The following is a 21,046-nucleotide window of genomic DNA, read 5'->3' as shown; positions in this document are numbered from 1 at the left end:
CCGGGCGAGGCCGTGCCCCCGGAAAGCGAAGCCCCCTTCAAAATGCACCCGTGCCGCCTAGGCCGGCCCCGTGCTTCCTCCGCTACGACGAAAAGGGATCGAAGATGACCAGTGTGGGTGTGCGGCGCTCCAGCCGACTCGGCCGCGGCGGCATGCGCCGCGTGGTTCCCCTCGCTGCCGTGGCCGCGGCAGGTGCCCTTCTGCTCTCCGCCTGCGGTGGGTCGGGATCCGGCTCGGGCGGAACCTCCAAGTCGCTGACGTTCTGGATTTCCACGGTTCCGGGGCAGGACGCGGGCTGGAAGAAGCTGGCGGCGCAGTACAAGAAGGAAGCCGGCGTCACCGTCCACCTCGTCAACATCCCCTACGACGGCTACACGACGAAGCTGCACAACGCCGCGCAGGCGAACTCCCTGCCCGACGTGGCGGCCGTGCCGTCGCTGGACCCGATCTGGTCGAACAAGCTGATCGACCTCAGCTCCATCGCCAACACCAAGAGCAACAACATCAACGCCAACTTCCTCGCCAAGGACTCGTCCGGGAAGGTGCTGTCCATCCCCTCGGACGTCACCGCGTCCGGCCTGTTCATCAACAAGTCGCTGTTCAAGAAGGCCGGGGTCTCCTTCCCGACCTCGCCCCAGAAGACCTGGACCTGGACCGACTTCATCAAGGCGGCGGACAAGGTCCGGGAGAAGACCGGCGCCAAGTACTCCCTGACCTTCGACCAGTCGCCGTCCCGGCTGCGCGCCATGGTCTACGAGATGGGCGGCAAGTACGTCCACGCGGACTCCTCCGGCAAGTTCTCGGTGGACGCGGCGACCAAGAAGGCCGTGAAGTACTTCGTCGGACTGAACGACGACAAGACCATGCCGAAGTCCGTGTGGACCAGCGGCGCCGACCCGTCGGCCATGTTCCAGAGCGGTGACGTGGTCGCCTACTGGTCCGGTGTGTGGCAGGTTCCCGCCTTCGCGGAGAGCGTCAAGAAGTTCGAATGGGCCAGCGTCCCGACTCCCGCCGAGCCGGTCCAGGCCAGCGACGTCAACAGCGGCGGAATGATGGTGGGGTTCAACAACAACGGTGCTGCGGCCACCGCCACCAAGAAGTTCATGTCCTGGCTGTACGAGCCGGACCACTACCGCGAGCTGTGTGAGACGTCCGGGTTCCTGCCCGTCGAGAGCGGTCTGAACCCGAAGTACCCCTTCAAGTCCGAGGCGGCGCAGGCGGCGTTCAAGCTGTACAACGAGGAGATCCCGCTCTACGCCCCGATCTCGGGCTACTTCAACGGCGCACAGACGGACTGGGTGCTGAAGGGCAAGAGCCTCACCACCGACCCGACCAAGACGGAACTCGGCAAGGCGGTCAACGGCCAGCAGTCGTCCGACAAGGCTCTGGAGAACATCGTGGCCGGCTACAACCAGCAGGTCGGCGGCGGATCGTAGGCCTCAGGGCCGGGCGGCGGGTCGAGACACCGCCGCCCGGCCCTCGGGTGCGCATGTGATGCCGGGCTCATGGCGTGAGCCCACAGGAATCCCTTCCACCAGCACGGAGTCAGGAAGATGAAAAAACGCGCCTCGGACGTGTCCGCGAGCCCGCCCAGCAGACGCAACAGCTACACCATCGCGCCGCTCGTCCTCATCGCGGCCAATGTCGTGCTCTTCGCGCTGTTCTTCGTCTGGCCCGCGGTGATCGGGCTCGTCTACTCGTTCACGAACTACACGGGTGTAGGGGCGTTCCAGTTCATCGGACTGGACAACTACCACAACCTGTTCGGGGACTCCACGTTCTACGACGCGCTGACCCGGACGCTGCTGTACGCCGTGCTCTTCGTACCGCTGAACTTCGCGCTCTCGCTGCTCGCAGCCAACCTGGTGGTGAGCAAGCACGCCAAGGGCACATCGGTCGCGCGCGTCATCTTCTTCATCCCGTGGCTTCTGTCGCCCATCGTCGTGGGTGTCCTGTGGCGGTGGCTGTTCGGTGAGAACTTCGGACTGGTCAACTACGTCATCGAGAAGCTCGGCGGAAGCGCCGTTCCGTGGCAGTCGGACGCGGACCTGTCGCTGCTGGTGGTGGTGATGGCGGCGTCCTGGATGTGGACGGGTTTCACGATGCTGCTGTTCATCGCGGCGATCAAGAACGTACCGGTGTCGTACTACGAGGCGGCCTCGCTCGACGGCGCCGGACCATGGCGCCAGTTCATCAGCATCACGCTGCCGAGCATCGCACCCACCTCGTTCATCGTCATCCTGCTCAACACGATCAACGCGATGAAGGAATACCCGGTGTTCGTCGCCCTCAACAACGGCGGACCCGGAACGTCGAACAACCTGCTTGTCCAGTACATCTACCAGACCGGCTTCCAACGGGGCCAGATCGGCTACGCGAGCGCCGCGTCATTCGTGCTCATGCTCATCCTGATGGCCGTCGCGATCATCCAACTGATCGTCAACCGGCGGGTGGAGAACCGATGACAACCACAGACATGCCCCGCAAGGTCGACGCCGGTGCCGGACGGGCCGGTTCCAGGAAGCGGCCCCGCAGCGCGGGCGGCGGCGGGGCCCGGCGTGCGGTGTCCGCGACGACACTGCTGTGGTTCCTGGCCTGCCTGTACGGGTTGCCGGTGCTGTGGTTCATCCTCAGCTCCTTCAAGCCGGCCGGGGACCTGTTCTCCTATCCGTTGACACTGGTTCCGCACAACCCCACCCTGTCGGGTTACTTCCAGGCGTGGCGCAGTGCCAACTTCTCCCAGTACTTCATCAACACGACCATCGTGTGCGTGATCACGACGATCCTCACCGTGGGAGTCAGCTGCTGCACCGGGTACGCCCTTGCCAAGTACGACAACAAGTGGCTCAAGGCGTTCTTCCTCTGCATCCTGGCCACCACGATGCTGCCGGGCGAGGTCATGCTGGCCCCGGAGTTCCTGGTGGTCCGCAACCTCGGCCTCTACAACTCGTTCACCGGCATCATCCTCCCGGCCGTGCTCACCGCGACCGGATGCTTCATGTTCCGCCAGTTCTTCCTGACGGTTCCCGACGAACTCGTGGAGGCCGCACGCATCGACGGCGCCCGTGAACTGTCGATCTTCCTGCGGATCATGGTGCCGCTGTCCCGGCCCATCATGCTGACCCTCGCCATCCTGTCCTTCCAGTGGCGGTGGAACGACTACATCTGGCCGCTTCTGATGCTCAACGACCCCAACAAGTTCACCGTGCAGATCGGCATCCAGAGCATCGTCGGCGCGCAGAACATCAACTGGTCGGTACTGCTCGGCGCATCGGTCATCTCCATGATCCCTCTGATCGTCATCTTCCTGGTCTTCCAGCGCTACGTCATGAACGCCGACATCAATGCCGGACTGAAGGACTGACCGTGCCCACCCCGCTCGACCACGAGTTCGTCCGCGCCGTGGCCCGCGCCGCCGACCGGCAGGCCGCCCCGCTGACGGCCTGCCCCGACGACGAACCCGCCGGTGTGACCCACCGCGCCCTGGCACGCCGGGTGAAGACTCTGATCGCGGCATACCGTTGCCCGGACTCGGCACTGCACGGCAGCAGGCAGGCCGTCGCCGCCACGATGACCCACCTCCGTGCCCTGCGGTCCGCGCAGACCGCCACCGGCCTCTTCGCCGGCGGCGACAACGTGCAGTCGCCGCCGGACTCCGCGTTCACCGTCAACGACGTGTGCGACGCGCACGTTCTCGCCGCGGACGCGGGGCCGGAGCTGCGCGATGTCACGGCCGCGCTCGCCGAGATCGCCGGCGCCGCCACGGACGGTCTCCTGACCGGCGGGGTGCACACCCCGAACCACCGCTGGGAGCTGTGCGCGGCGCTGGCCCGGCTGCACCGGTCGTTCCCCGACGACCGGCTGCTCGCCCGCGTCGAGGAGTGGCTCGCCGAGGGCGTCGACATCGACACGGAAGGCCTGTACTCGGAACGGAGCGCCAACTACGCGGCCCACGTGTCCAACCCCTCGCTGCTGCTGCTGGCGGGCATCCTCGGCCGCACCGACCTGCTGGACGCCGTCGAGCGCAATCTCGCCGCCACCCTGGACCTCATCAGGCCGGACGGCACGGTGGAGACCGTCCACTCGCGGCGGCAGGACCAGTACCACCCGTTCCCGCTGGCGCCCTACCTGCCGCACTACCGGCTGCTCGCGATCCGGACCGGCCGCGGCGACTTCAGCAGGGCGGCGCGGCTGGCGGCCGCCGGAGGCATCGACGACCCCGACCTGCTCGCCGAGACCCTCCTCACCCCGGACCTGTGCCGCGTGCTGCCGGAACCGGTCGCGCGGACACTTCCGCGCGACCGCTACCTCACCACCGCGCGCCTCGCCGCACGGGCCTCCACCACCGCGCACACGGTGGTGTACGGCGGCTCCGACGTGCCCGGGCACCGGCGCATCCGCTCGGGCCTCGCCTGCAATCCCACCTTCCTGCGCCTGTTCGCCGGCGACGCCGTACTCGACGCGGTCCGGCTGTCGCGGGGATTCTTCGACATGGGCCCGTTCCGCGCCGCCGGCATGCAACGGCTCGCCGACAGCCGCTACCGGCTCACCGACACCCTCACGGCCGCCTACTACCAGCCGCTCCCGCATGACCGGCGCCGAGACGACGGCGCCTACCGGATGACGGACGAGGGACGCTTCTCGGCCGCGATGGCCTTCCCGGACCGGCCTCGGGACGAGGTCTCACAGACGGTCCGCATCGACGTGGACCTCCGGGACGACGGTGCCGACCTGCGGATCGACATCAGCGGACCACGGGTGCCCTGGGCCCTCGAACTGACCTTCCGGCCGGGCGGCGTGCCGGACGGCGCCGTACCGATCGGCGACGCCCGCTGGTGCCTGACGAGCGGACCGATGACATACCGGGCGGGTGCGGACGAGATCCGGGTCGAGGCCGGTGTCGAGGCCGGGGAACCACTGGCCGGGCCGGACCGGAGCGACGTACTGCGATACGACCCGGGTGAGGAGTACACCGTGGTGGGCGGCACCGATGCGACGACCGGGAACCGTGTCTACGTCGGCGGACTGGGCCCGCACACACTGACCGTCGCGCTGCGTGCCCACCGGACCGCACCTGTCGTGTGACCCCGGCACCCGCGCCATGGCCGCTCAGGCATGAAGGGCTGAACCCCGTGCACCTCCCGCACCTTCCCGTGTACCTCCCGCACCCTCCCGTGCACCTCCCGCACCAGCGCGGCCCGCTGCACGACCTGCCGGACAGCCCGGAGGCGTACGACACCGTCCTCGCCGATGTCGTCGAGCAGGCCCTGCGGCGCATCACGCCGGAGGGCAGCCTCGAACACCCCGACTGCGTCGACGACATCGGCGACACCTCCCTCGGCATGACCTCCCTGCTGGTGCTCGCCCTGCAGCGCACCGGGGACCCGCGCCTGCCGGAGGCGGTGCACCGCAGCCTCGCGTTCCACCTGCGCGAGCGGGTCTACGTCGAGGACAACCCCGGCTACCCGAACCTGCGGATCCGCAACTCGGGCTTCCCGTACGCCCGTTACGTCCTGGAGGCGGGCGCCCACCCCATCGGCGACTGGCCGAGCACGGTGTGGGCGCTGCTCCAGGCGGTCAACATCCTCGACGCCCCGCACGGCCTGGTCGACGCCGGCCGGCGCGCCGAACTCCTCGACGTGGCACGGGGCTACTGGCGCTGGCTCACCGAGGCGGCCTTCTTCAACCCGCAGGAAGCCGGCAACCAGGCCATCGGCTGCGTGGTCGGCGGTCTCATGCTGGCGCGCCATCTGCCGGCCGAGGAGGGGGAGGCGGTCCGCACCCGGGCGATGGGCCTCTACGCCGACGAGATCCGCGCCCACCGAGTGCGCGACAGGGGCGCCCTGCTGCCTCCCGAGCACGGCGGCGCCTACGACAACAACTACGGCCCGATCTCGCTCTCCTTCCTGGCCCAGGCCCACCGCGTCAGCGGCGAGGAGATCTTCGCCGAGGACGGCGACGCGCTCGCCCGCTACATCGACGCCCGCCTCACGGGCGGCGGCTTCGACAACGGCGGCCCCCGCTACAGCGAGCAGCACTCCGGCTTCGAGTCGGTCCTCGGCCTGCGCTACTTCAGCCACCGAATCGGCTCCGACCTGGGCCGCTACCGGGGCGACACCCGCTGGGGGCGGCACGCGGCCAAGCCCGACGGAGGGGTCGACGGCCACTTCGCCTGGATGCTGGTCTGGCAGATCCAGGACCCCACCCGCTGGCATCGCACGCCGTCGGCCGCGCCCGCACGACACCAGCTCAGGGCGGGCACCGTTTCGGTGGCCTTCGACGACCGGATGACTCCGTCACTGGTCGAGGCGGCGGGCACCTACTATCTGCCGGCCGCCGTGAACCGGCAGCACGGCTTCGGCCCCGTGCTGGACGGGTTCGTGTTCTGCCGGCCCATGGGCGAGGTCCGGGTACGGGACCTGAGCGCCGACGGGCTCGTGGCGAAACTGGTGACCAAGCCGGTCGTCGGCCGCGACCACGTCCTGCGGCATGTGCGGTCCCTGTACGTCACCGACGGAACCGTCCTGTGGACGACGGTCGTCGTGGAACGCCTGGCCCCGGAGGCGTATCTGCTCGCCGGGCTGCCCTACGCGGCCGATGACGGCGACAGGGTGCGCCGGACCGCCGAGGGTGCGGTGGCGTCGGCGGGCGGGCTGCGTCTGACCCATCCGACGGCGCAGGGCACGGAGCACTTCGACGCCCGTGCCGAACTCACGCAGGAACAGTCGGCGTTCGCGCTCGCCGCAGACCCGCGTGGCTACGGCAACCCCGACGAGGGCTGGCGGAACCTGGTGAGCTCCACGGCCCTGGAGGCGGGCCCGGTCCCGGGCACGCCGGACGACCTGCACGTGTTCGCCGTGCGCTACGGCTCCCAGTATTCGCCGACGGTATCCGTGGAACGGACCGATGCGGGGCTCACCGTACGAACGGACGCCTTCACCGCGGTGATCGGCGCCGACGACGAGCGAGGGGAACCGGGGCTGACGCTGTGCCCGGTCAGCGGGTGAGGGCGAGTTCGCAGAACGGCACCACCAGGTCCGCCCGCTCCCGGCTTGCGGCGACCAGCTCGGCATTGCGCTGGTCACTGCGCAGCACCCACTCCACCGCCTCCTCGTGCCCCTTGCCGAACTCCTCGTGCCGGGCGATCAGCCGGCGCAGGCGCTCCTGCTCGTCCAGCTCGCAGAACCACACCTCGTCGAGACAGCTGCGGACCCGCGGCCACAGGCCCGTGTCGAGCAGGAGGTAGTTGCCCTCCGTCACCACCAGCCGCGCCGTCGGCGGCACCGGCACGGCGCCCGCGATCGGCTGCTCCAGCACCCGCTCGAACCCAGGGGCGTACACCACGTCGCCGGCCCCCTGCCCGTCGTTCTCGCGCAGGCGCCGCAGCAGTGCCGCGTACCCGGCCGCGTCGAAGGTGTCGGGCGCCCCCTTGCGGTCCCGGCGGCCGAGCCGCTCCAGCTCGGCGTCGGCGAGATGGAAACCGTCCAGGGGGACGTGCGCGACCCACGGCCCACCGGACCCGTTCAGCTCCCGCACCAGGTTCTCGGCGAGCGTGGTCTTGCCCGCCCCGGGACTGCCGGCGATACCGAGGACCGCGCGGCGGCCGTCCCCGACGAGGGCGCGGGCACGGGTCAGCAGGTCGTCGAAGGTCAGCGGCACACAGCGAAGTGTGTCACCCGGCCGGCAGACAATGAATCCGGGCGGGCCGGGGAGTCGTCCCAGTACAGGGGACAACACCACGGAAAGGAGCCGGTGCCGTGCCCGACGACGCAGCACAGATCCGCACACTGATCGAGAAGTGGGCCGAGGCCGTCCATCGCGGTGACCTCGACGGCGTCCTCGCCGGCCACGCCGAGGACATCGTGATGTACGACGTCCCGCCGCCGCACGAGGGCATCCACGGTCTCGCCGCCTACCGCGCGACCTGGCCGCCGTTCTTCGAGTGGCAGGCCCAGGGCGCCTGCTTCGACATCGAGACCCTCGACGTCACCGCCGGTGCCGACGTCGCCTACGCGCACGCGCTGCTGCGCTGCGGCACCCCGGAGGAACTGGCCGAACGCCCGACCCTGCGCCTGCGGCTGACACTCGGGCTGCGCAAGGAACGGGAGCGCTGGCTGGTCGCCCACGAGCACCACTCGTTCCCGCACGACTGACCCATGTGGCGTGCGCCACGATGTGGATGCGCCCGCGTGGGGAACCGAACGGGTATGACGCAGCTCGGGCTCCCCGAAAACATCCAGGCCTGCCTCTTCGACCTCGACGGGGTCGTGACCCGCACGGCCGTCGTGCACGCGGCCGCATGGAAGGAGACCTTCGACGCGTTCCTGCGGGAGCGCGAGGGAGACGGCTTCAGGCCCTTCGACTCGGGTGCCGACTACGACGAGTACGTCGACGGACGGCCGCGCGCCGACGGTGTCCGTACCTTCCTCGCCTCCCGGGACATCGAACTGCCCGAAGGCAAGCCGGACGACCCACCCGACGCACCGACGGTGAACGGCATCGGCAACCGCAAGAACGCCCTGGTCCTGGAGAAGATCCGCACCGAGGGCGTCGAGGCGTACGACGGCACCCTGCGCTACATCGAGGCCGTGCGCGCGCACGGCCTGCGCACCGCGATCGTCTCCTCCAGCGCCAACACCCGTGACGTACTGCGCTCGATCAAGGCGGAGCACCTCTTCGACGTACGCGTCGACGGCGTGGTGGCCGCCGAACGCGGGCTGCCCGGCAAGCCGCACCCCGACACCTTCCTCGCGGCCGCCCGCGACCTCGGGGTCGAGCCGTCGCGGGCCGCCGTCTTCGAGGACGCCCTTGCCGGCATGGACGCCGGCCGCTCCGGCCACTTCGGATACGTCGTCGGCGTCGACCGCGTGGGACAGACCGACGCCCTGTACGCACACGGCGCGGACCGGGTCGTCAAGGACCTCGCCGAACTGGAAGGCAACGCATGATCACCCACCGGTCCTACACCGTCGAACCGTGGACCGTGCGTGAGACGCGCCTCGATCTGGACGTCCTCGCGCAGAGCGAGTCGGTCTTCGCGCTCTCCAACGGCCACGTCGGCTGGCGCGGCAACCTCGACGAGGGCGAACCGCACGGCTTGCCCGGGTCCTACCTCAGCGGAGTGCACGAGGTGCATCCGCTGCCCTACGCGGAGGCCGGATACGGGTATCCGGAGTCCGGCCAGACGGTCATCAACGTCACCAACGGCAAGGTGCTGCGGCTGCTGGTCGACGACGAGCCCTTCGACCTGCGCTACGGCCGTCTCGTCTCCCACGAGAGGGTTCTCGACCTGCGGCGCGGCGTACTGGAACGGACCTGTGAGTGGACCTCGCCCGCCGGGTCCACCGTCCGGGTGCGCTCCACCCGCCTGGTCTCGCTCACCCAGCGGGCCGTCGCCGCCATCGCCTACGAGGTGGAGGCCGTCGGCAGCCGTTGCCGTGTGGTGATCCAGTCGGAGCTGGTCGCCAACGAGAGCCTGCCCGGGCCGAACGGCGACCCGCGCGCGGCCCAGGCACTGAAATCGCCGCTGGAGGCCGAGGAGGACATCGCCGTCGGTCATCGGCTGCGCCTGGTGCACCGCACGCGTCGCAGCGGCCTGCGCGTGGCGGTGGCCGCCGACCACAACGTCACCGGCCCGGCCCGGACCACGACCAGCAGCGAGAGCAACGTGGACGTGGCCCGGCTCACGATCACCTCGGTGCTGGAACCGGGCGAGCGTCTGCGCGTGGAGAAACTGGTCGCCCACGGCTGGTCCGCCGTCCGCTCGCGGCCCGCGATGAGCGACCAGGTGGAGGCGGCGCTGGCGGCGGCCGGCCACAGCGGCTGGGACGGCCTCCTGGAGGACCAGCGGGCCTACCTCGACGACTTCTGGGCGCGTGCGGACGTCGAGGTCGACGGCGACGAGGAGATCCAGCAGGCCGTCCGCTTCGCGCTCTTCCACGTACTGCAGGCCGGCGCCCGCGCCGAGCAGCGCGCGATCCCCGCCAAGGGCCTGACCGGTTCCGGTTACGACGGTCACGCCTTCTGGGACACCGAGACCTTCGTCCTGCCCCTGCTCACCTACACCGCTCCCAATGCCGTGGCCGAGGCGCTGCGCTGGCGGCACAGCACCCTGCCCGCCGCCCGGGAACGCGCCGCCCAACTCGGCCTGAGCGGCGCCGCGTTCCCCTGGCGCACCATCGAGGGATCGGAAGGCTCGGCGTACTGGCCGGCCGGCACCGCGGCCTTCCATGTGAACGCCGCCGTCGCCCACGCCGTGGCGCGCTACACGGCGGCCACCGGAGACGAGCAGTTCGAGCGCGAGGCCGGCGTCGAGCTCCTGGTGGAGACGGCCCGCCTGTGGCGCTCGCTCGGTCACCACGACCACCAGGGCGCCTTCCACATCGACGGCGTCACCGGCCCGGACGAGTACAGCGCGATCGCGGACGACAACACGTACACCAACCTCATGGCCCGCGTGAACCTGCTGGCCGCCGCCGATGCCTGCGAGCGCCATCCTGATCTGGCGGCATCCATGGGTGTCGACGACGAGGAGAGCGCGGTCTGGCGGGACGCCGCCGAGGCGATGCACATCCCGTACAACAGCGAACTCGGCGTGCACGAGCAGCACGCCGGCTTCACCCGCTACCAGCGCTGGGACTTCGCCGCCACCGGCCCCGACCGGTACCCGCTGATGCTGCACTACCCGTACTTCGACCTCTACCGCAAACAGGTCATCAAACAGGCCGACCTGGTGCTGGCGATGTACACGTGCGGCAGTCACTTCGACGAGGAGCACGTCGCCCGCAACTTCGCCTACTACGAGGCCCTGACCGTACGGGACTCCTCGCTGTCGGCGTGCGTCCAGGCCGTCATCGCCGCCCAGGCGGGCCATCTGCGCCTCGCCTACGACTACACGGCCGAGGCCGCTCTGATGGATCTGGCGGACCTGGAGCACAACACCCGCGACGGGCTGCACATCGCGTCGCTGGCCGGCACCTGGATGGCCCTGGTCGCCGGGTTCGGCGGCCTGCGCCGCGACGGCGAGACCCTGTGCTTCGCCCCGCGCCTGCCCGAGAAGTTCAGCCGCCTCGCCTTCACCCTCCAGTTGTTCGGCCGTCGGCTGCGGGTGGAGATCGGCCCGGACAAGGCCTCGTACACCCTGCTGACCGGGCCGCCCCTGACGATCCACCACCACGGAGACCCGCTGACGGTGCAGGGCGACGATCCCGTCGTCCGCGCCGTACCGCGGCCACCGGCCGGCCCTGCTCCCGGACAGCCACCGCACCGCAGCCCGGGCCCCCGCTGAGCGGGGCCCCGCCGCCCCTCAGCCGCGCAGCTTCAGCTCCTTGCGCCACTTCACGAACTGCTGCTCCGGATCTCCCGTGTACGACCAGGGAGTCCGGGTCGCACGAGGGCCCAGCATCCGCAGCAGGGCCGCGGCCTCCTCCTTGTCGCCCGCGTTGCAGGCCGCATGCGTCAGATAGTTGAGGTCGCGCAGCTCACCGGGCGCGATGCCGCTGTCCGTACGGCCCATGATCCAGCGCTGCCAGGTTCTGCGGACGTCACTGACGGCCCCGTCGTTGTTCCAGTGCTGCCCCAGCCCCACGGCCGACTGGCTGCCCTTCGCCGAGTCGAGGGCGTACCGGTACTCCTCCACCCGCGCGTACTGCACGAGCACCGGCAGGGCGCAGCCCGAGGGTGCCACGCCGGCCGCGTCGCGGGCGAAGTCGTACATGAGACCGTGCGTGCCGTGCCAGCGGGCCGAGTAGTAGTGCAGGACCTGAAGATGACCCTCCACGCTGTACGGGTCGCGCTGGTGCAACTCGTCCCACCAGCGCGCCAGTTCCTGCCGCCGCACCCCGGCGGCGTACAGCCGGGCCACCGAGATCAGTGAGATCCACGGCGTCGGGTCGTCCGGACAGGCCTCCGCGGCCTGCAGGCACGCCGTCACCGCGGTGTCGATGCGGTACTGGGCGATCGGCACGCCCCGGCCCGCGGCGATGGCCAGGTTGAACGCCCGGGCCGTCTCCGTCGCTGCCCGCAGCACCAGCGCGTCGCCGTTTCGGGGCTCGGCCGCCAGCCATGTCTCCGCCGTCGAACTGCTCGTGCAGGCCTGCGCGAGCAGCCGCACCCGGTGGCCGCGGGCGAGCCAGTCGGGGCCGGTGATCCGCAGCAGGTCCCTCAGGCCCTGCCAGCGGCCGATGACGATGTCGTGGCAGGTGTCGGTGAGGGCTGTGTCCCCGCAGTCCTGGTCGAAGTCGGGAACGAATCGGTCTCTCGCCATCGGGGTCTCCCTCAGAAGTCGGTGGAGAGACCCTCGTGGACACGGGAGTTCGTGGCCGTGCCGCCGTCGGGGTTGTACTCCGTCTCGACGGTGCGGGTGGCGTCCAGCCGGGCCGGCCGGTAGTAGTCGCTGCCCTGTTTCCAGTACCAGAGCATCGGGACCAGGCCGACGGCGAGTCCGCCGATGCCGATCGTGATCGCCGCGGTGTCGAGCTCGCCCAGTGACTCGACGAAGATCCAGAACATGAACAAGGCGCCGAACAGCGGCCACAGCCCGCCGAGCAGGAAGTTGGCCGGCGACTTCAGCAGCATCTTGCGGTAAGCCACGACCACCGCGAGGCCCGCGAGGCCGTAGTACACGGCGATCTGCAGGCCGATCGCCGAGATCGCCTCGGAGAGGATGTCGCCCACCGAGCCCAGGGCGTTGGAGGCGATGAACATCGCCAGTGCCACCCCGCCGACCACGGCGATGGCCACCCACGGGGTGTTCCACCTGCGGTGCACCCGGCCGAGCGCGGCGGGCATCGTACGGTCGCGGCCCATCGCGAACAGGCAGCGCGTGACCTGGATGAGGGTGGTCTCCAGCGTGGCGATGGTCGACAGCATCACCGCCACGATGAGCAGCTTGCCGCCCCAGCCCGGCCAGATCTCCTCACCGAGCACGCCCAGCACGTTCGCGTCGTTCTCCTCGATCTGCTTCGAGGTCAGGATGACGTTCACCGCGATGGTGAACACCTCGAACAGCAGGAAGACGATGCCCACCCCGATCAGCCCCGCGAGTCCCGTCGTACGGCGGCTGTTGCGGGTCTCCTCGCTGAGGTTGCTCGTGACGTCCCAGCCCCAGTAGTAGAACGCGGCGACCAGCGCGCCCGACGCGAAGCCCGCCGTCCCGTGGAAGTGGCTGAAGCCGAGCCAGGACCAGTCGAACGTGCCGGGGTTGCCCGTGTGGAACAGGGCGAGCACGGCGAACAGCGCGAGGATCGTGAGCTCGACGCCGGACATGAGGAGCTGCGCCCGTACGGTGAGACGGGCGCCGCCCAGCACGACGAGCAGCATGACGACGAACCAGGCCGCGCCGACCACCGTGGAGAGCGCGGTGTTGTCGGCGAGGCTGTCGTCGAACAGGGCGAGGGTCATCGAACCGGCGGGCAGCGAGCCGGCCACCATGAAGATCGTCGCCGAGATCACCAGTGCCCAGCCGCTGATGAACCCGAGAAAGGGATGGAGCGTGCGTCCCACCCAGGAGTAGCTGGCGCCCGCGTTCACATCGATGCGGCTGAGGTAGCTGAACGCCAGCGCGATACCCAGCATGGGTATCGCGCAGTACAGCAGTGCGGCCGGGCTCGCCATGCCCACCGCGCCGACCAGGACGGCCGTGGTGGCGGCGATGGAATAGGCCGGGGCGCTGCCCGCGACGGCCATCACCACGGTGTCGAAGGTACCGAGGACATTGGCCTGCAGCCCTCTGCCCCTGATGTTGCTCATGGTTGCGCTGCTTTCCGTCGTGCACGACGTGAGGGCGGCCTTGCCCCGACGACGAGGGGAGGTGGGGGGGTGACGAACCCGTCCCGGACGAAAGAGGGTTGGCCTCGGGTCGGGGGCGGAGAAAGACGTGAAGGATCCCGCACGGCCGGTGCGTTGCCGGGCGGTCACAGCGTGTGTGCGAGTGATGATAGCCCCACCCTTTGAGCTTTCAAGATTGACCGGGAAGTAACCTCCCGGGCCGCCCGGGACTACCGGGGTTGGACCGCGCGCAACGGGAAACGCGGACCGGGACACCGTAAGGAAACGACCCGCCGCAACGCGCGAGGGAGGCATCAGTGGACAGCGAACGCATGGAGTCCGAGCCAATGGCCGACGACGCCTACCAGCCCACCGGAACCAACGAGGAACAGGCAGACGCGGCGCCGCTCGATCTGCAGGACGCGGTCGACGAACGCACCTACGACGACACGCTGGACGAGGGCTACTCCCCACCGGAAAAGCCGCTCGGCGTGACCAAGTACGGCACGACGGCCGCCGAGCAGCAGGCCGGCGAGACCCTCGACGAACGGCTCGCCGAGGAGGTTCCCGACGTGACCGCCCCCGCGCGCGACGAGGCCGGCGACCTTCCCGGGGGAGAGGGCGAACCCGTCGACCTCCAGGCCGGTTCGCGGCGCGCGGGCCGCCTGGTCGCCTCGGGCGAGGGAGCGCACCCCGACACGACGGTCGCCACCGACGTGGGCATCGACGGCGGGGCCGCAGGCGCCGAGGAGGCCGCCGTCCATGTCGTCGAGGACGACACCGAAGTGCCGGACCGCTGACGGCTGTTCAGTCTCCGATGTGGTCGATCTGCCGAAGTTTGTTCGTGGCGTCCAGGGCGGCGACCTTGTAGGACTCCGCCAGCGTCGGGTAGTTGAACACCGCGTTGACCAGGTAGTCGACGGTGCCGCCGCAGCCCATCACGGTCTGCCCGATGTGGATCAACTCCGTTGCGCCCGAGCCGAAGCAGTGCACGCCGAGCAGCCTGCGGTCCTCCGGGGAGACCAGCAGCTTCAGCATGCCGTGGGAGTCGCCGACGATCTGGCCGCGCGCGAGTTCTCGGTAGCGGGAGATGCCGACCTCGAAGGGCACGCTGTCCTCGGTGAGCTGGTCCTCGGTGCGGCCGACGAAGCTGATCTCCGGGATGGTGTAGATGCCGATGGGCTGCAGGTTGTGCATCTGCCCGACCGGCTCACCGCAGGCGTGGTAGGCCGCGGACCGGCCCTGTTCCATGGAAGTGGCGGCGAGCGCCGGGAAGCCGATGACGTCACCGACGGCGTAGATGTGCGGCACCTCGGTGCGGTAGTGCTCGTCGACGGCGATCCGGCCACGCCGGTCCGCGGTCAAACCGGCCTTGCCGAGATCGAGTTCGGCGGTCAGACCCTGCCGGCCCGCCGAGTACATCACGGCGTCGGCCGGTATCTTCTTGCCGCTCTCCAGGACGGTCAGCGTGCCCCGCGGATGGCGCTCGACGGCGGCGACGGTCTCCCCGAAACGGAACGTCACGGCGAGGTCCCGAAGGTGGTACTTGAGCGACTCGATGATCTCGATGTCGCACATGTCGAGCATCCCGGCCCGTTTCTCGACGACGGTCACCTTGCTGCCGAGCGCGGCGAACATCGACGCGTACTCCATGCCGATCACACCGGCCCCGACGATGACCATGGAGCGCGGGACGCGTTCGAGGGCGAGGACGTTGTCGGAGTCCATGATCGTACGGCCGTCGAACTCGACGCTGTCCGGCCGTGCCGGGCGGGTGCCGGTCGCGATGACGATGTGGTCCGCGCTGAGCAGCCGTTCGTGACCGGTGACCTCGCGCAGCGAGACGGTGTGCGGGTCGACGAAGCTTCCCGTGCCGGCGTGGAGGGAGACGTGGTTGCGGGAGAGCTGGCTGCGGATGACGTCCACCTCCCGGCTGACCACGTGCTCGGTGCGCGCGGTCAGGTCGGCGACGGTGATGTCCTCCTTCAGCCGGTAACTCTGCCCGTACAGATCGCGCTGGGTGAGACCGGTCAGGTACAGCACCGCCTCGCGCAGGGTCTTGGAGGGGATGGTGCCGGTGTGGATGGAGACCCCGCCGACCATGTCGGGGCGGTCGACGATGGCGACCCGGCGGCCGAGCTTGGCCGCGGCTATCGCGGCCTTCTGGCCGCCGGGGCCGGATCCGATGACAAGCATGTCGAAGTCGGGCACCCTCCGGAGTCTGTCAGCCGCAGGCCTCTCTTCGAAAGAGTGAACGGGCAACGGCCGCACAATGATCCGGCGGAACTCCCCTTGACCAACCGGCAGTTGTGTCCCGTGACCGGATACCTGCCCCTTTCGACTGCTCCATCCGCCCTTCCGGGGGGATAATGCGGTCATGGGCCATCGACTCGGTGACACGAGCGCACCCGCCCGGCTTGCCGCACCCGACGAGGGCATCGGCCGGGACGAACTGGCGCTGGCCACCCGCAACCACGGCCTGCCGCTCGAGGCGCTCCGCTACGACGTCTCCCCGCCGGGTCTGCACTACGTACTGACGCACTACGACATCCCGTACGTCCCCGACGACACCCCGTGGCCGCTGACCGTCGGAGGCCTGGTCCGTCGCCCGCTGCAGTTGGACCTGGCGGATCTGCGGGCATTCCCCCAGGCCACCACGCGCGTGACGCTGGAATGCGCGGGCAACGGCCGGGCTCTGCTCACCCCCCGCCCGGTCAGCCAGCCCTGGCTCGTCGAGGCCGTCGGCACCGCCGAGTGGACGGGCGTACCGCTGCGGCTGCTGCTCGCCGAGGCCGGAGTCGGGGCCGACGCCGTCGACGTGGTGTTCACCGGCGCCGACCACGGAGTGGAACGCGGGGTCGAGCAGGACTACCAGCGGTCCCTGCCGGTGGACGTGGCCACGGGCACCGAGCCCGAGGTGCTGGTGGCGTACGCGATGAACGGCGGCCCGCTGCCTCCGCAACACGGCCACCCGGTGCGCCTGGTGGTGCCCGGCTGGTACGGCATGGCGCACGTGAAGTGGCTGCGCGAAGTCACCGTCACGGACGCGCCGTTCACGGGGTTCCAGCAGACCGTGGCCTACCGGCTGCGGCAGGAGTCCGGTGAGGAGGGCGAGCCGGTCGCCCGGATCGTGCCGCGCGCCCTGCTGGTCCCGCCCGGATTCCCGGACTTCATGTCGCGGGCCCGCGTGGTGCGGCCGGGCCCGGTACCCGTCGAGGGGCGCGCCTGGTCGGGGCAGGCCCCACTGGCGCGGGTGGAGGTGAGCACCGACGCGGGGCGCACCTGGCACGAGGCCGAACTGGAGCCCGACGCAGGGCGACGGTGGGCCTGGCGGCGCTGGCACTTCGGCTGGACGGCGACTCCCGGCGAACATGTGCTGAGCGCGCGGGCCACCGACGCCGAGGGGCACTGCCAGCCGACGGAACAGCCCTGGAACCGCGGTGGCTTCGCCGTCAACCTCGTCCAGCGGGTGCCGGTGCTGTGCCTGGAGCCCGACGCGGACTGAACCGGTACCGGTCTCCAGGCGGTCGTGAGGCGGCGGTTACGGCAGCAGTTTCTCGAGGGCGGCGGAGCCCTCCGTCTCCAGCTTGCGCCTGGCCCATTCGAGATTGCGCGGGGTGATGTCCCTGCCGGTGGCAAGGACGATGTCCTCCGGCGACACATCGGTGCCGGTACTGGTGTGGAGCAGGTCGTCCGGGGTGACGCTGTCCTCGGACGACCCGGACGCGTCGGGCTGTGACGTCGGCATGAGTGCTCCTTGGGTCCGAACGCTTCTGCTATCACCATTCAACGCCCAAGCCCGGCGTGCATCCGGAAGAGGCGAAGAGGCTGGGACTCCCCGAGATGCCGGAGCGAGTGGGCGGGCGTGTAATGAAAGACAACGACCGTCCCGACCGGCAGAGAAGGCCGAGGCCATGGCACCGACCGGCACCGACGCGGGGGGGAGGGACACCGTCGCCAAGGGGGTGCTGCGACGCCTCGGAGAATGGTGTGCCCGCCACTTCGTGATCGTCATCGTCGCCTGGCTCGTTGCCCTGGTGGCGCTGCAGTTCCTCAACCGGTCCTTCGGGGGCGACTACTCCGACAACTTCTCCCTTCCGGGTGTCCAGTCCCAGCAGGGCCTGGACGTGCTGCAGAAGCACGACCCGGCGGCGGGCGGATACGGCAGCCAGATCGTCCTGCACGACGGGCAGAAGTCCGTCACGTCGCTCGGTTCGCAGATGTCCACCACGGTGGGCGACCTGCAGAAGCTGCCGCACGTCCTGTCCGCCCAGAACCCGCTGTCCGCCCCCGCCTCGAAGGTCGGGCCGGTGTCCTCCGACGGGAAGACGGCCTACATCACCGTCCGCTTCGACGTCCAGCCCTCGACGCTGGGTGACAGCTACCTGAACGGAGTCGACAAGGCGGTCCAGCCGCTGCGCTCGGCCGGAGCGCAGGTCGAGTACGGCGGACCGCTGGGCGAACTGGCCCGGCCCGCCGGCAACGACCGCCTGAGCGAACTCATCGGCTTCGCCGTCGCCATCGTCGTCCTGATCGTCGGCTTCGGCAGCGTGATCGCCGCCGGGCTGCCCCTGCTGACCGCGCTGCTCAGCGCGATCGCCGGGCTCGCCTGCCTCGGGCTGCTCGCCGCGGCCTTCACCTTCGCCACCGTCTCGCCGACCCTGGCGACGATGATCGGCCTCGGCGTCGGCATCGACTACGCCCTGTTCCTGAGCACCCGGCACCGGCAGAACCTCATGGACGGCGCCGATCCGGTGCACTCGGCCGGGCACGCCACCGCCACCAGCGGGCGGGCGGTCCTGGTCTCCGGCTGCACCGTGATCGTCGCCCTCGCCGGGCTGTACGCCTCCGGCGTGAGCTTCATCGGCAAACTCGGCCTGGCCGCCGCCGTGACGGTCGTCTCGGCGGTCATCGGCGCGCTGACCCTGGTCCCGGCCCTGCTCGGGCTCATCGGCAAACACATCGACCGTTACCACCTGCGCCGCCCCGTCGCCGAGACCGACGCGGAGCCCGGAGCCGCGCCCCAGGGGACCTGGCACCGCTACGCCCAGCGCGTGGAGCGCAGGCCCTGGCAGTTCCTGGCGGCAGGTGTCGGCGTCGTGGTCGTCCTGGCGATCCCGGTGTTCTCCATCCAGCTGGGCCACATCGGTGACGGTGCCGACCCCACCTCCTTCACCGACCGTCGCGCCTACGACCTGATGACCGATGCGTTCGGCCCCGGCTCCAACGGCCCGCTCACCGTCGTCATCGACCAGACCTCCGTCTCCTCGTCCCAGCGCTCCACCCTGTCCTCCCAGGCGCAGAAGACCCTCAACTCCGTCGCCGGCGCCTCCACGGTCACTTCGCTGACGCCCACCAAGGACGGCGACGTCCTCATCGGCACCGTCTACTCGAAGCAGTCCCCGCAGAGCGCCGACACCACCGCCCTGACCAACCGCCTGGTCCACGACACCCTCCCGGACGCGGTCTCCGGCACGCCCGCCAAGGGCTATGTCACCGGCACCACGGCGGCCCAGGTCGACTTCCGCGACATCGTGGCCGGCCGACTGCCCCTGATCATCGGCGTGGTGGTCGCCCTGGCCTTCCTGATCATCCTCGCGGTCTTCCGCGGCCTGCTCGTCGCCGTCAAGGCGGCCGTCCTGAACGTGCTGTCCATCGGGGCCTCGTACGGCGTCGTCGTGGCCGTCTTCCAGTGGGGCTGGGGCGGGCCGGCGCTGGGCGTCCACGGCAAGGTGCCCATCGAGAGCTATGTGCCGATGATGATGTTCGCGATCATCTTCGGCCTGAGCATGGACTACGAGATCTTCCTGCTCTCCCGCGTCCACGAGTCCTGGCTGCGCACCTCGGACGCCAAAGCCTCGGTCGCCCATGCCCTGGAGATCACCGCCCGGGTCATCACCTGCGCGGCACTGATCATGGTGAGCGTGTTCGCCGCCTTCATCGTCAGCGACAACATCGTGGTCAAGATGCTCGGACTGGGGCTCGCGGTGAGCGTGCTGATCGATGCGACCGTGGTGCGGCTGCTCATGGTGCCCGCGGTGATGACCCTGCTGGGCAAGCACGCCTGGTGGACTCCGCGCTGGCTCGACCGGGTCCTGCCGCACATCGACGCGGAGGGCAACCAGGAGCACGGTGCCGGGCAGAACGTCAGCGAACGTCCCGTGACGAGGGCGTGAGGACGAGCATCGTCACGTCGTCGACGACGGCAGGGCAGTGGCGTACGAGATCCGCCCAGACCCGGTCGGCGAGCACGGCCGGATCGGTGTCGCCAAGGGCGCACAGGCGGTCGGTCAGCGGGTAGAAGGCGCCCGAGGCGTCCCTGGCCTCACTCACGCCGTCCGAGGCGAGGAAGAGGCTCTGGCCGGGCTCCAGCCGGAGCGTGAGCGCGGAGTCCGGGCCGCCGTCGGACAGGCCGAGACCGAGCGGCGTCCAGGCGACGAGGTCGAGTTCGGTGACCTTCCCGCCACTCAGCAGCAGCGGTGCAGGATGCCCGCAGGAGACCATCCGAACCGCCTGGGCGTCGCGGGAGAACTCCAGCAGCACGGCGGTCGCGAACAGCTCGGCGTACCGCGAGGCCGCCGAGTCCACGACCAGCCTGCGGTCGAGACGGGCGGCGACCGACTCCAGGTCGGGCTGGTCCAGCACCGCCTCATGGAAGGCCCCCAGCAGCGAGGCGACCGTGGCGACCGCGGACAGCCCGTGCCCCTGGACGTCGCCCATCACGGCCCGCACGCCGTGCGGCCCCTCCCGTACGTCGAAGAAATCGCCCCCCACCAGCGTGCCGCGCTCCGCGGCCCGGTACAGGCCCACACAGCGGACCGGGCCGACCCGCTCGGGCAGCGGCGGCACTACGGCGCGCTGCGCGGCCTCGGCGACCGTGCGCTCCAGGTCCAGCTGGGCGTCGCGACGACTGCGCACGTACGACACGAACACGCTCAGCACGGAGACGAAGCTGATGGTCAACAGGTCGGTGTTGCCGGGGTGGTTGAGATTGAAGGCCGGGATGTTGAGGACGGCGACCACGAGTGCGCCGAGGACCGCGGTCGCCCAGGGGCCGTACGACAGGACGGCCAGCGGTGGGATGGCTCCCAGCAGGAACCCGATGTCGATGGGGTCGGGGCTCAGCAGCGTGGCCGTGCACACGCCGGCGATCAGGACGACCGGAAGAACCTTCACCCAGCGCGGCGGCGGCGCGCCCCGCAGCCAGCCCCGCCGGGCGTGGTCCCGGCGCGGCGACAGGACGGGCACCTTTCCCACACCACCACGCTCCTACGCCGGG

17 protein-coding genes are annotated in these 21,046 nt (G+C 70.1%); 11 read left to right on the top strand and 6 right to left on the bottom strand.

Annotated features, from left to right (window positions below; translation table 11 throughout):
- The first annotated feature begins 104 nt into the window (after positions 1-104).
- The 5 genes from OOK07_RS01490 (at position 105) to OOK07_RS01470 (ending at position 7,007) form a co-directional block, all read left to right on the top strand.
- Positions 105-1,436, top strand: a complete 1,332-nt coding sequence (locus tag OOK07_RS01490) for an extracellular solute-binding protein (RefSeq protein WP_266794721.1) — start codon at positions 105-107, stop codon at positions 1,434-1,436.
- A gap of 117 nt (positions 1,437-1,553) precedes the next feature.
- The gene (locus tag OOK07_RS01485) at positions 1,554-2,465 is read left to right on the top strand and encodes a carbohydrate ABC transporter permease (protein ID WP_266528020.1); all 912 of its coding nucleotides are present in this window, start codon (positions 1,554-1,556) and stop codon (positions 2,463-2,465) included.
- On the top strand, positions 2,462-3,364 hold the full coding sequence (locus OOK07_RS01480) for a carbohydrate ABC transporter permease (protein ID WP_266794720.1): 903 nt from the start codon (positions 2,462-2,464) through the stop codon (positions 3,362-3,364). The genes OOK07_RS01485 and OOK07_RS01480 overlap by 4 nt, the downstream gene beginning before the upstream one ends.
- A 2-nt stretch (positions 3,365-3,366) precedes the next feature.
- Complete coding sequence (locus OOK07_RS01475) at positions 3,367-5,085, top strand: hypothetical protein (protein ID WP_266794719.1); 1,719 nt, start codon at positions 3,367-3,369, stop codon at positions 5,083-5,085.
- 89 nt (positions 5,086-5,174) lie between these two features.
- Positions 5,175-7,007 carry a hypothetical protein gene (locus OOK07_RS01470; protein ID WP_266801867.1) on the top strand — a complete coding sequence of 611 codons (1,833 nt, stop codon included), beginning with the start codon at positions 5,175-5,177 and terminating at the stop codon, positions 7,005-7,007.
- Here OOK07_RS01470 and OOK07_RS01465 read toward each other — a convergent pair.
- A complete protein-coding gene (locus OOK07_RS01465) occupies positions 6,997-7,659 on the bottom strand; it encodes a nucleoside/nucleotide kinase family protein (RefSeq protein ID WP_266676078.1) in 663 nt (220 codons plus the stop codon). The two genes, OOK07_RS01470 and OOK07_RS01465, sit on opposite strands and share 11 nt — an antisense overlap.
- A gap of 98 nt (positions 7,660-7,757) precedes the next feature.
- Here OOK07_RS01465 and OOK07_RS01460 point away from each other — a divergent pair, with 98 nt between their 5' ends.
- Genes OOK07_RS01460 through OOK07_RS01450 form a run of 3 tightly spaced genes read left to right on the top strand, consistent with a single transcriptional unit; the run spans position 7,758 to position 11,287 of the window.
- Positions 7,758-8,153, top strand: a complete 396-nt coding sequence (locus OOK07_RS01460) for a YybH family protein (protein ID WP_266676076.1) — start codon at positions 7,758-7,760, stop codon at positions 8,151-8,153.
- Positions 8,154-8,207: 54 nt separating this feature from the next.
- Positions 8,208-8,948: an HAD family hydrolase gene (locus OOK07_RS01455; RefSeq protein WP_266794718.1), complete on the top strand. Its 741-nt coding sequence runs from the start codon at positions 8,208-8,210 to the stop codon at positions 8,946-8,948.
- A complete protein-coding gene (locus OOK07_RS01450; RefSeq protein WP_266794717.1) occupies positions 8,945-11,287 on the top strand; it encodes a glycoside hydrolase family 65 protein in 2,343 nt (780 codons plus the stop codon). The genes OOK07_RS01455 and OOK07_RS01450 overlap by 4 nt, the downstream gene beginning before the upstream one ends.
- 18 nt (positions 11,288-11,305) lie before the next feature.
- Here OOK07_RS01450 and OOK07_RS01445 read toward each other — a convergent pair whose 3' ends face one another.
- Positions 11,306-12,265: a hypothetical protein gene (locus OOK07_RS01445; protein ID WP_266794716.1), complete on the bottom strand. Its 960-nt coding sequence runs from the start codon at positions 12,263-12,265 to the stop codon at positions 11,306-11,308.
- An 11-nt stretch (positions 12,266-12,276) separates the two neighbouring features.
- Positions 12,277-13,749, bottom strand: coding sequence for an APC family permease (locus OOK07_RS01440; protein ID WP_266676069.1), 1,473 nt, complete (start codon positions 13,747-13,749; stop codon positions 12,277-12,279).
- Between the two features lie 350 nt (positions 13,750-14,099).
- Here OOK07_RS01440 and OOK07_RS01435 point away from each other — a divergent pair, with 350 nt between their 5' ends.
- On the top strand, positions 14,100-14,567 hold the full coding sequence (locus OOK07_RS01435) for a DUF5709 domain-containing protein (protein WP_266801866.1): 468 nt from the start codon (positions 14,100-14,102) through the stop codon (positions 14,565-14,567).
- Positions 14,568-14,574: 7 nt separating this feature from the next.
- Here OOK07_RS01435 and sthA read toward each other — a convergent pair whose 3' ends face one another.
- Positions 14,575-15,978 carry a Si-specific NAD(P)(+) transhydrogenase gene (gene sthA, locus OOK07_RS01430; RefSeq protein ID WP_266676065.1) on the bottom strand — a complete coding sequence of 468 codons (1,404 nt, stop codon included), beginning with the start codon at positions 15,976-15,978 and terminating at the stop codon, positions 14,575-14,577.
- A gap of 166 nt (positions 15,979-16,144) precedes the next feature.
- Here sthA and OOK07_RS01425 point away from each other — a divergent pair, with 166 nt between their 5' ends.
- Positions 16,145-17,272, top strand: a complete 1,128-nt coding sequence (locus tag OOK07_RS01425; protein WP_266794715.1) for a sulfite oxidase — start codon at positions 16,145-16,147, stop codon at positions 17,270-17,272.
- A 36-nt stretch (positions 17,273-17,308) separates the two neighbouring features.
- Here the strand turns inward: OOK07_RS01425 and OOK07_RS01420 are convergent, their stop codons facing one another.
- The gene (locus OOK07_RS01420; RefSeq protein WP_266676061.1) at positions 17,309-17,515 is read right to left on the bottom strand and encodes a hypothetical protein; all 207 of its coding nucleotides are present in this window, start codon (positions 17,513-17,515) and stop codon (positions 17,309-17,311) included.
- 166 nt (positions 17,516-17,681) lie between these two features.
- On the opposite strand from OOK07_RS01420, the gene OOK07_RS01415 reads away from it, so the two are divergent.
- On the top strand, positions 17,682-19,943 hold the full coding sequence (locus OOK07_RS01415) for an MMPL family transporter (RefSeq protein WP_266794714.1): 2,262 nt from the start codon (positions 17,682-17,684) through the stop codon (positions 19,941-19,943).
- On the opposite strand, the gene OOK07_RS01410 is transcribed toward OOK07_RS01415, so the two are convergent.
- On the bottom strand, positions 19,915-21,024 hold the full coding sequence (locus tag OOK07_RS01410) for a PP2C family protein-serine/threonine phosphatase (RefSeq protein WP_266794713.1): 1,110 nt from the start codon (positions 21,022-21,024) through the stop codon (positions 19,915-19,917). The two genes, OOK07_RS01415 and OOK07_RS01410, sit on opposite strands and share 29 nt — an antisense overlap.
- Between the last annotated feature and the right edge of the window lie 22 nt (positions 21,025-21,046).

The organism is Streptomyces sp. NBC_00078, from assembly GCF_026343335.1.
Lineage (GTDB): Bacteria > Actinomycetota > Actinomycetes > Streptomycetales > Streptomycetaceae > Streptomyces.
This window is presented reverse-complemented; position numbering and strand designations above follow the sequence as displayed.

Coding starts and splice junctions, on each gene's coding strand:
- OOK07_RS01490 (WP_266794721.1), top strand. CDS start 105: ATGACCAGTGTGGGTGTGCGGCGCTCCAGCCGACTCGGCCGCGGCGGC.
- OOK07_RS01420 (WP_266676061.1), bottom strand. CDS start 17,515: ATGCCGACGTCACAGCCCGACGCGTCCGGGTCGTCCGAGGACAGCGTC.
- OOK07_RS01440 (WP_266676069.1), bottom strand. CDS start 13,749: ATGAGCAACATCAGGGGCAGAGGGCTGCAGGCCAATGTCCTCGGTACC.
- OOK07_RS01485 (WP_266528020.1), top strand. CDS start 1,554: ATGAAAAAACGCGCCTCGGACGTGTCCGCGAGCCCGCCCAGCAGACGC.
- OOK07_RS01455 (WP_266794718.1), top strand. CDS start 8,208: ATGACGCAGCTCGGGCTCCCCGAAAACATCCAGGCCTGCCTCTTCGAC.
- OOK07_RS01480 (WP_266794720.1), top strand. CDS start 2,462: ATGACAACCACAGACATGCCCCGCAAGGTCGACGCCGGTGCCGGACGG.
- OOK07_RS01425 (WP_266794715.1), top strand. CDS start 16,145: ATGGGCCATCGACTCGGTGACACGAGCGCACCCGCCCGGCTTGCCGCA.
- OOK07_RS01415 (WP_266794714.1), top strand. CDS start 17,682: ATGGCACCGACCGGCACCGACGCGGGGGGGAGGGACACCGTCGCCAAG.
- OOK07_RS01445 (WP_266794716.1), bottom strand. CDS start 12,265: ATGGCGAGAGACCGATTCGTTCCCGACTTCGACCAGGACTGCGGGGAC.
- OOK07_RS01450 (WP_266794717.1), top strand. CDS start 8,945: ATGATCACCCACCGGTCCTACACCGTCGAACCGTGGACCGTGCGTGAG.
- OOK07_RS01435 (WP_266801866.1), top strand. CDS start 14,100: ATGGAGTCCGAGCCAATGGCCGACGACGCCTACCAGCCCACCGGAACC.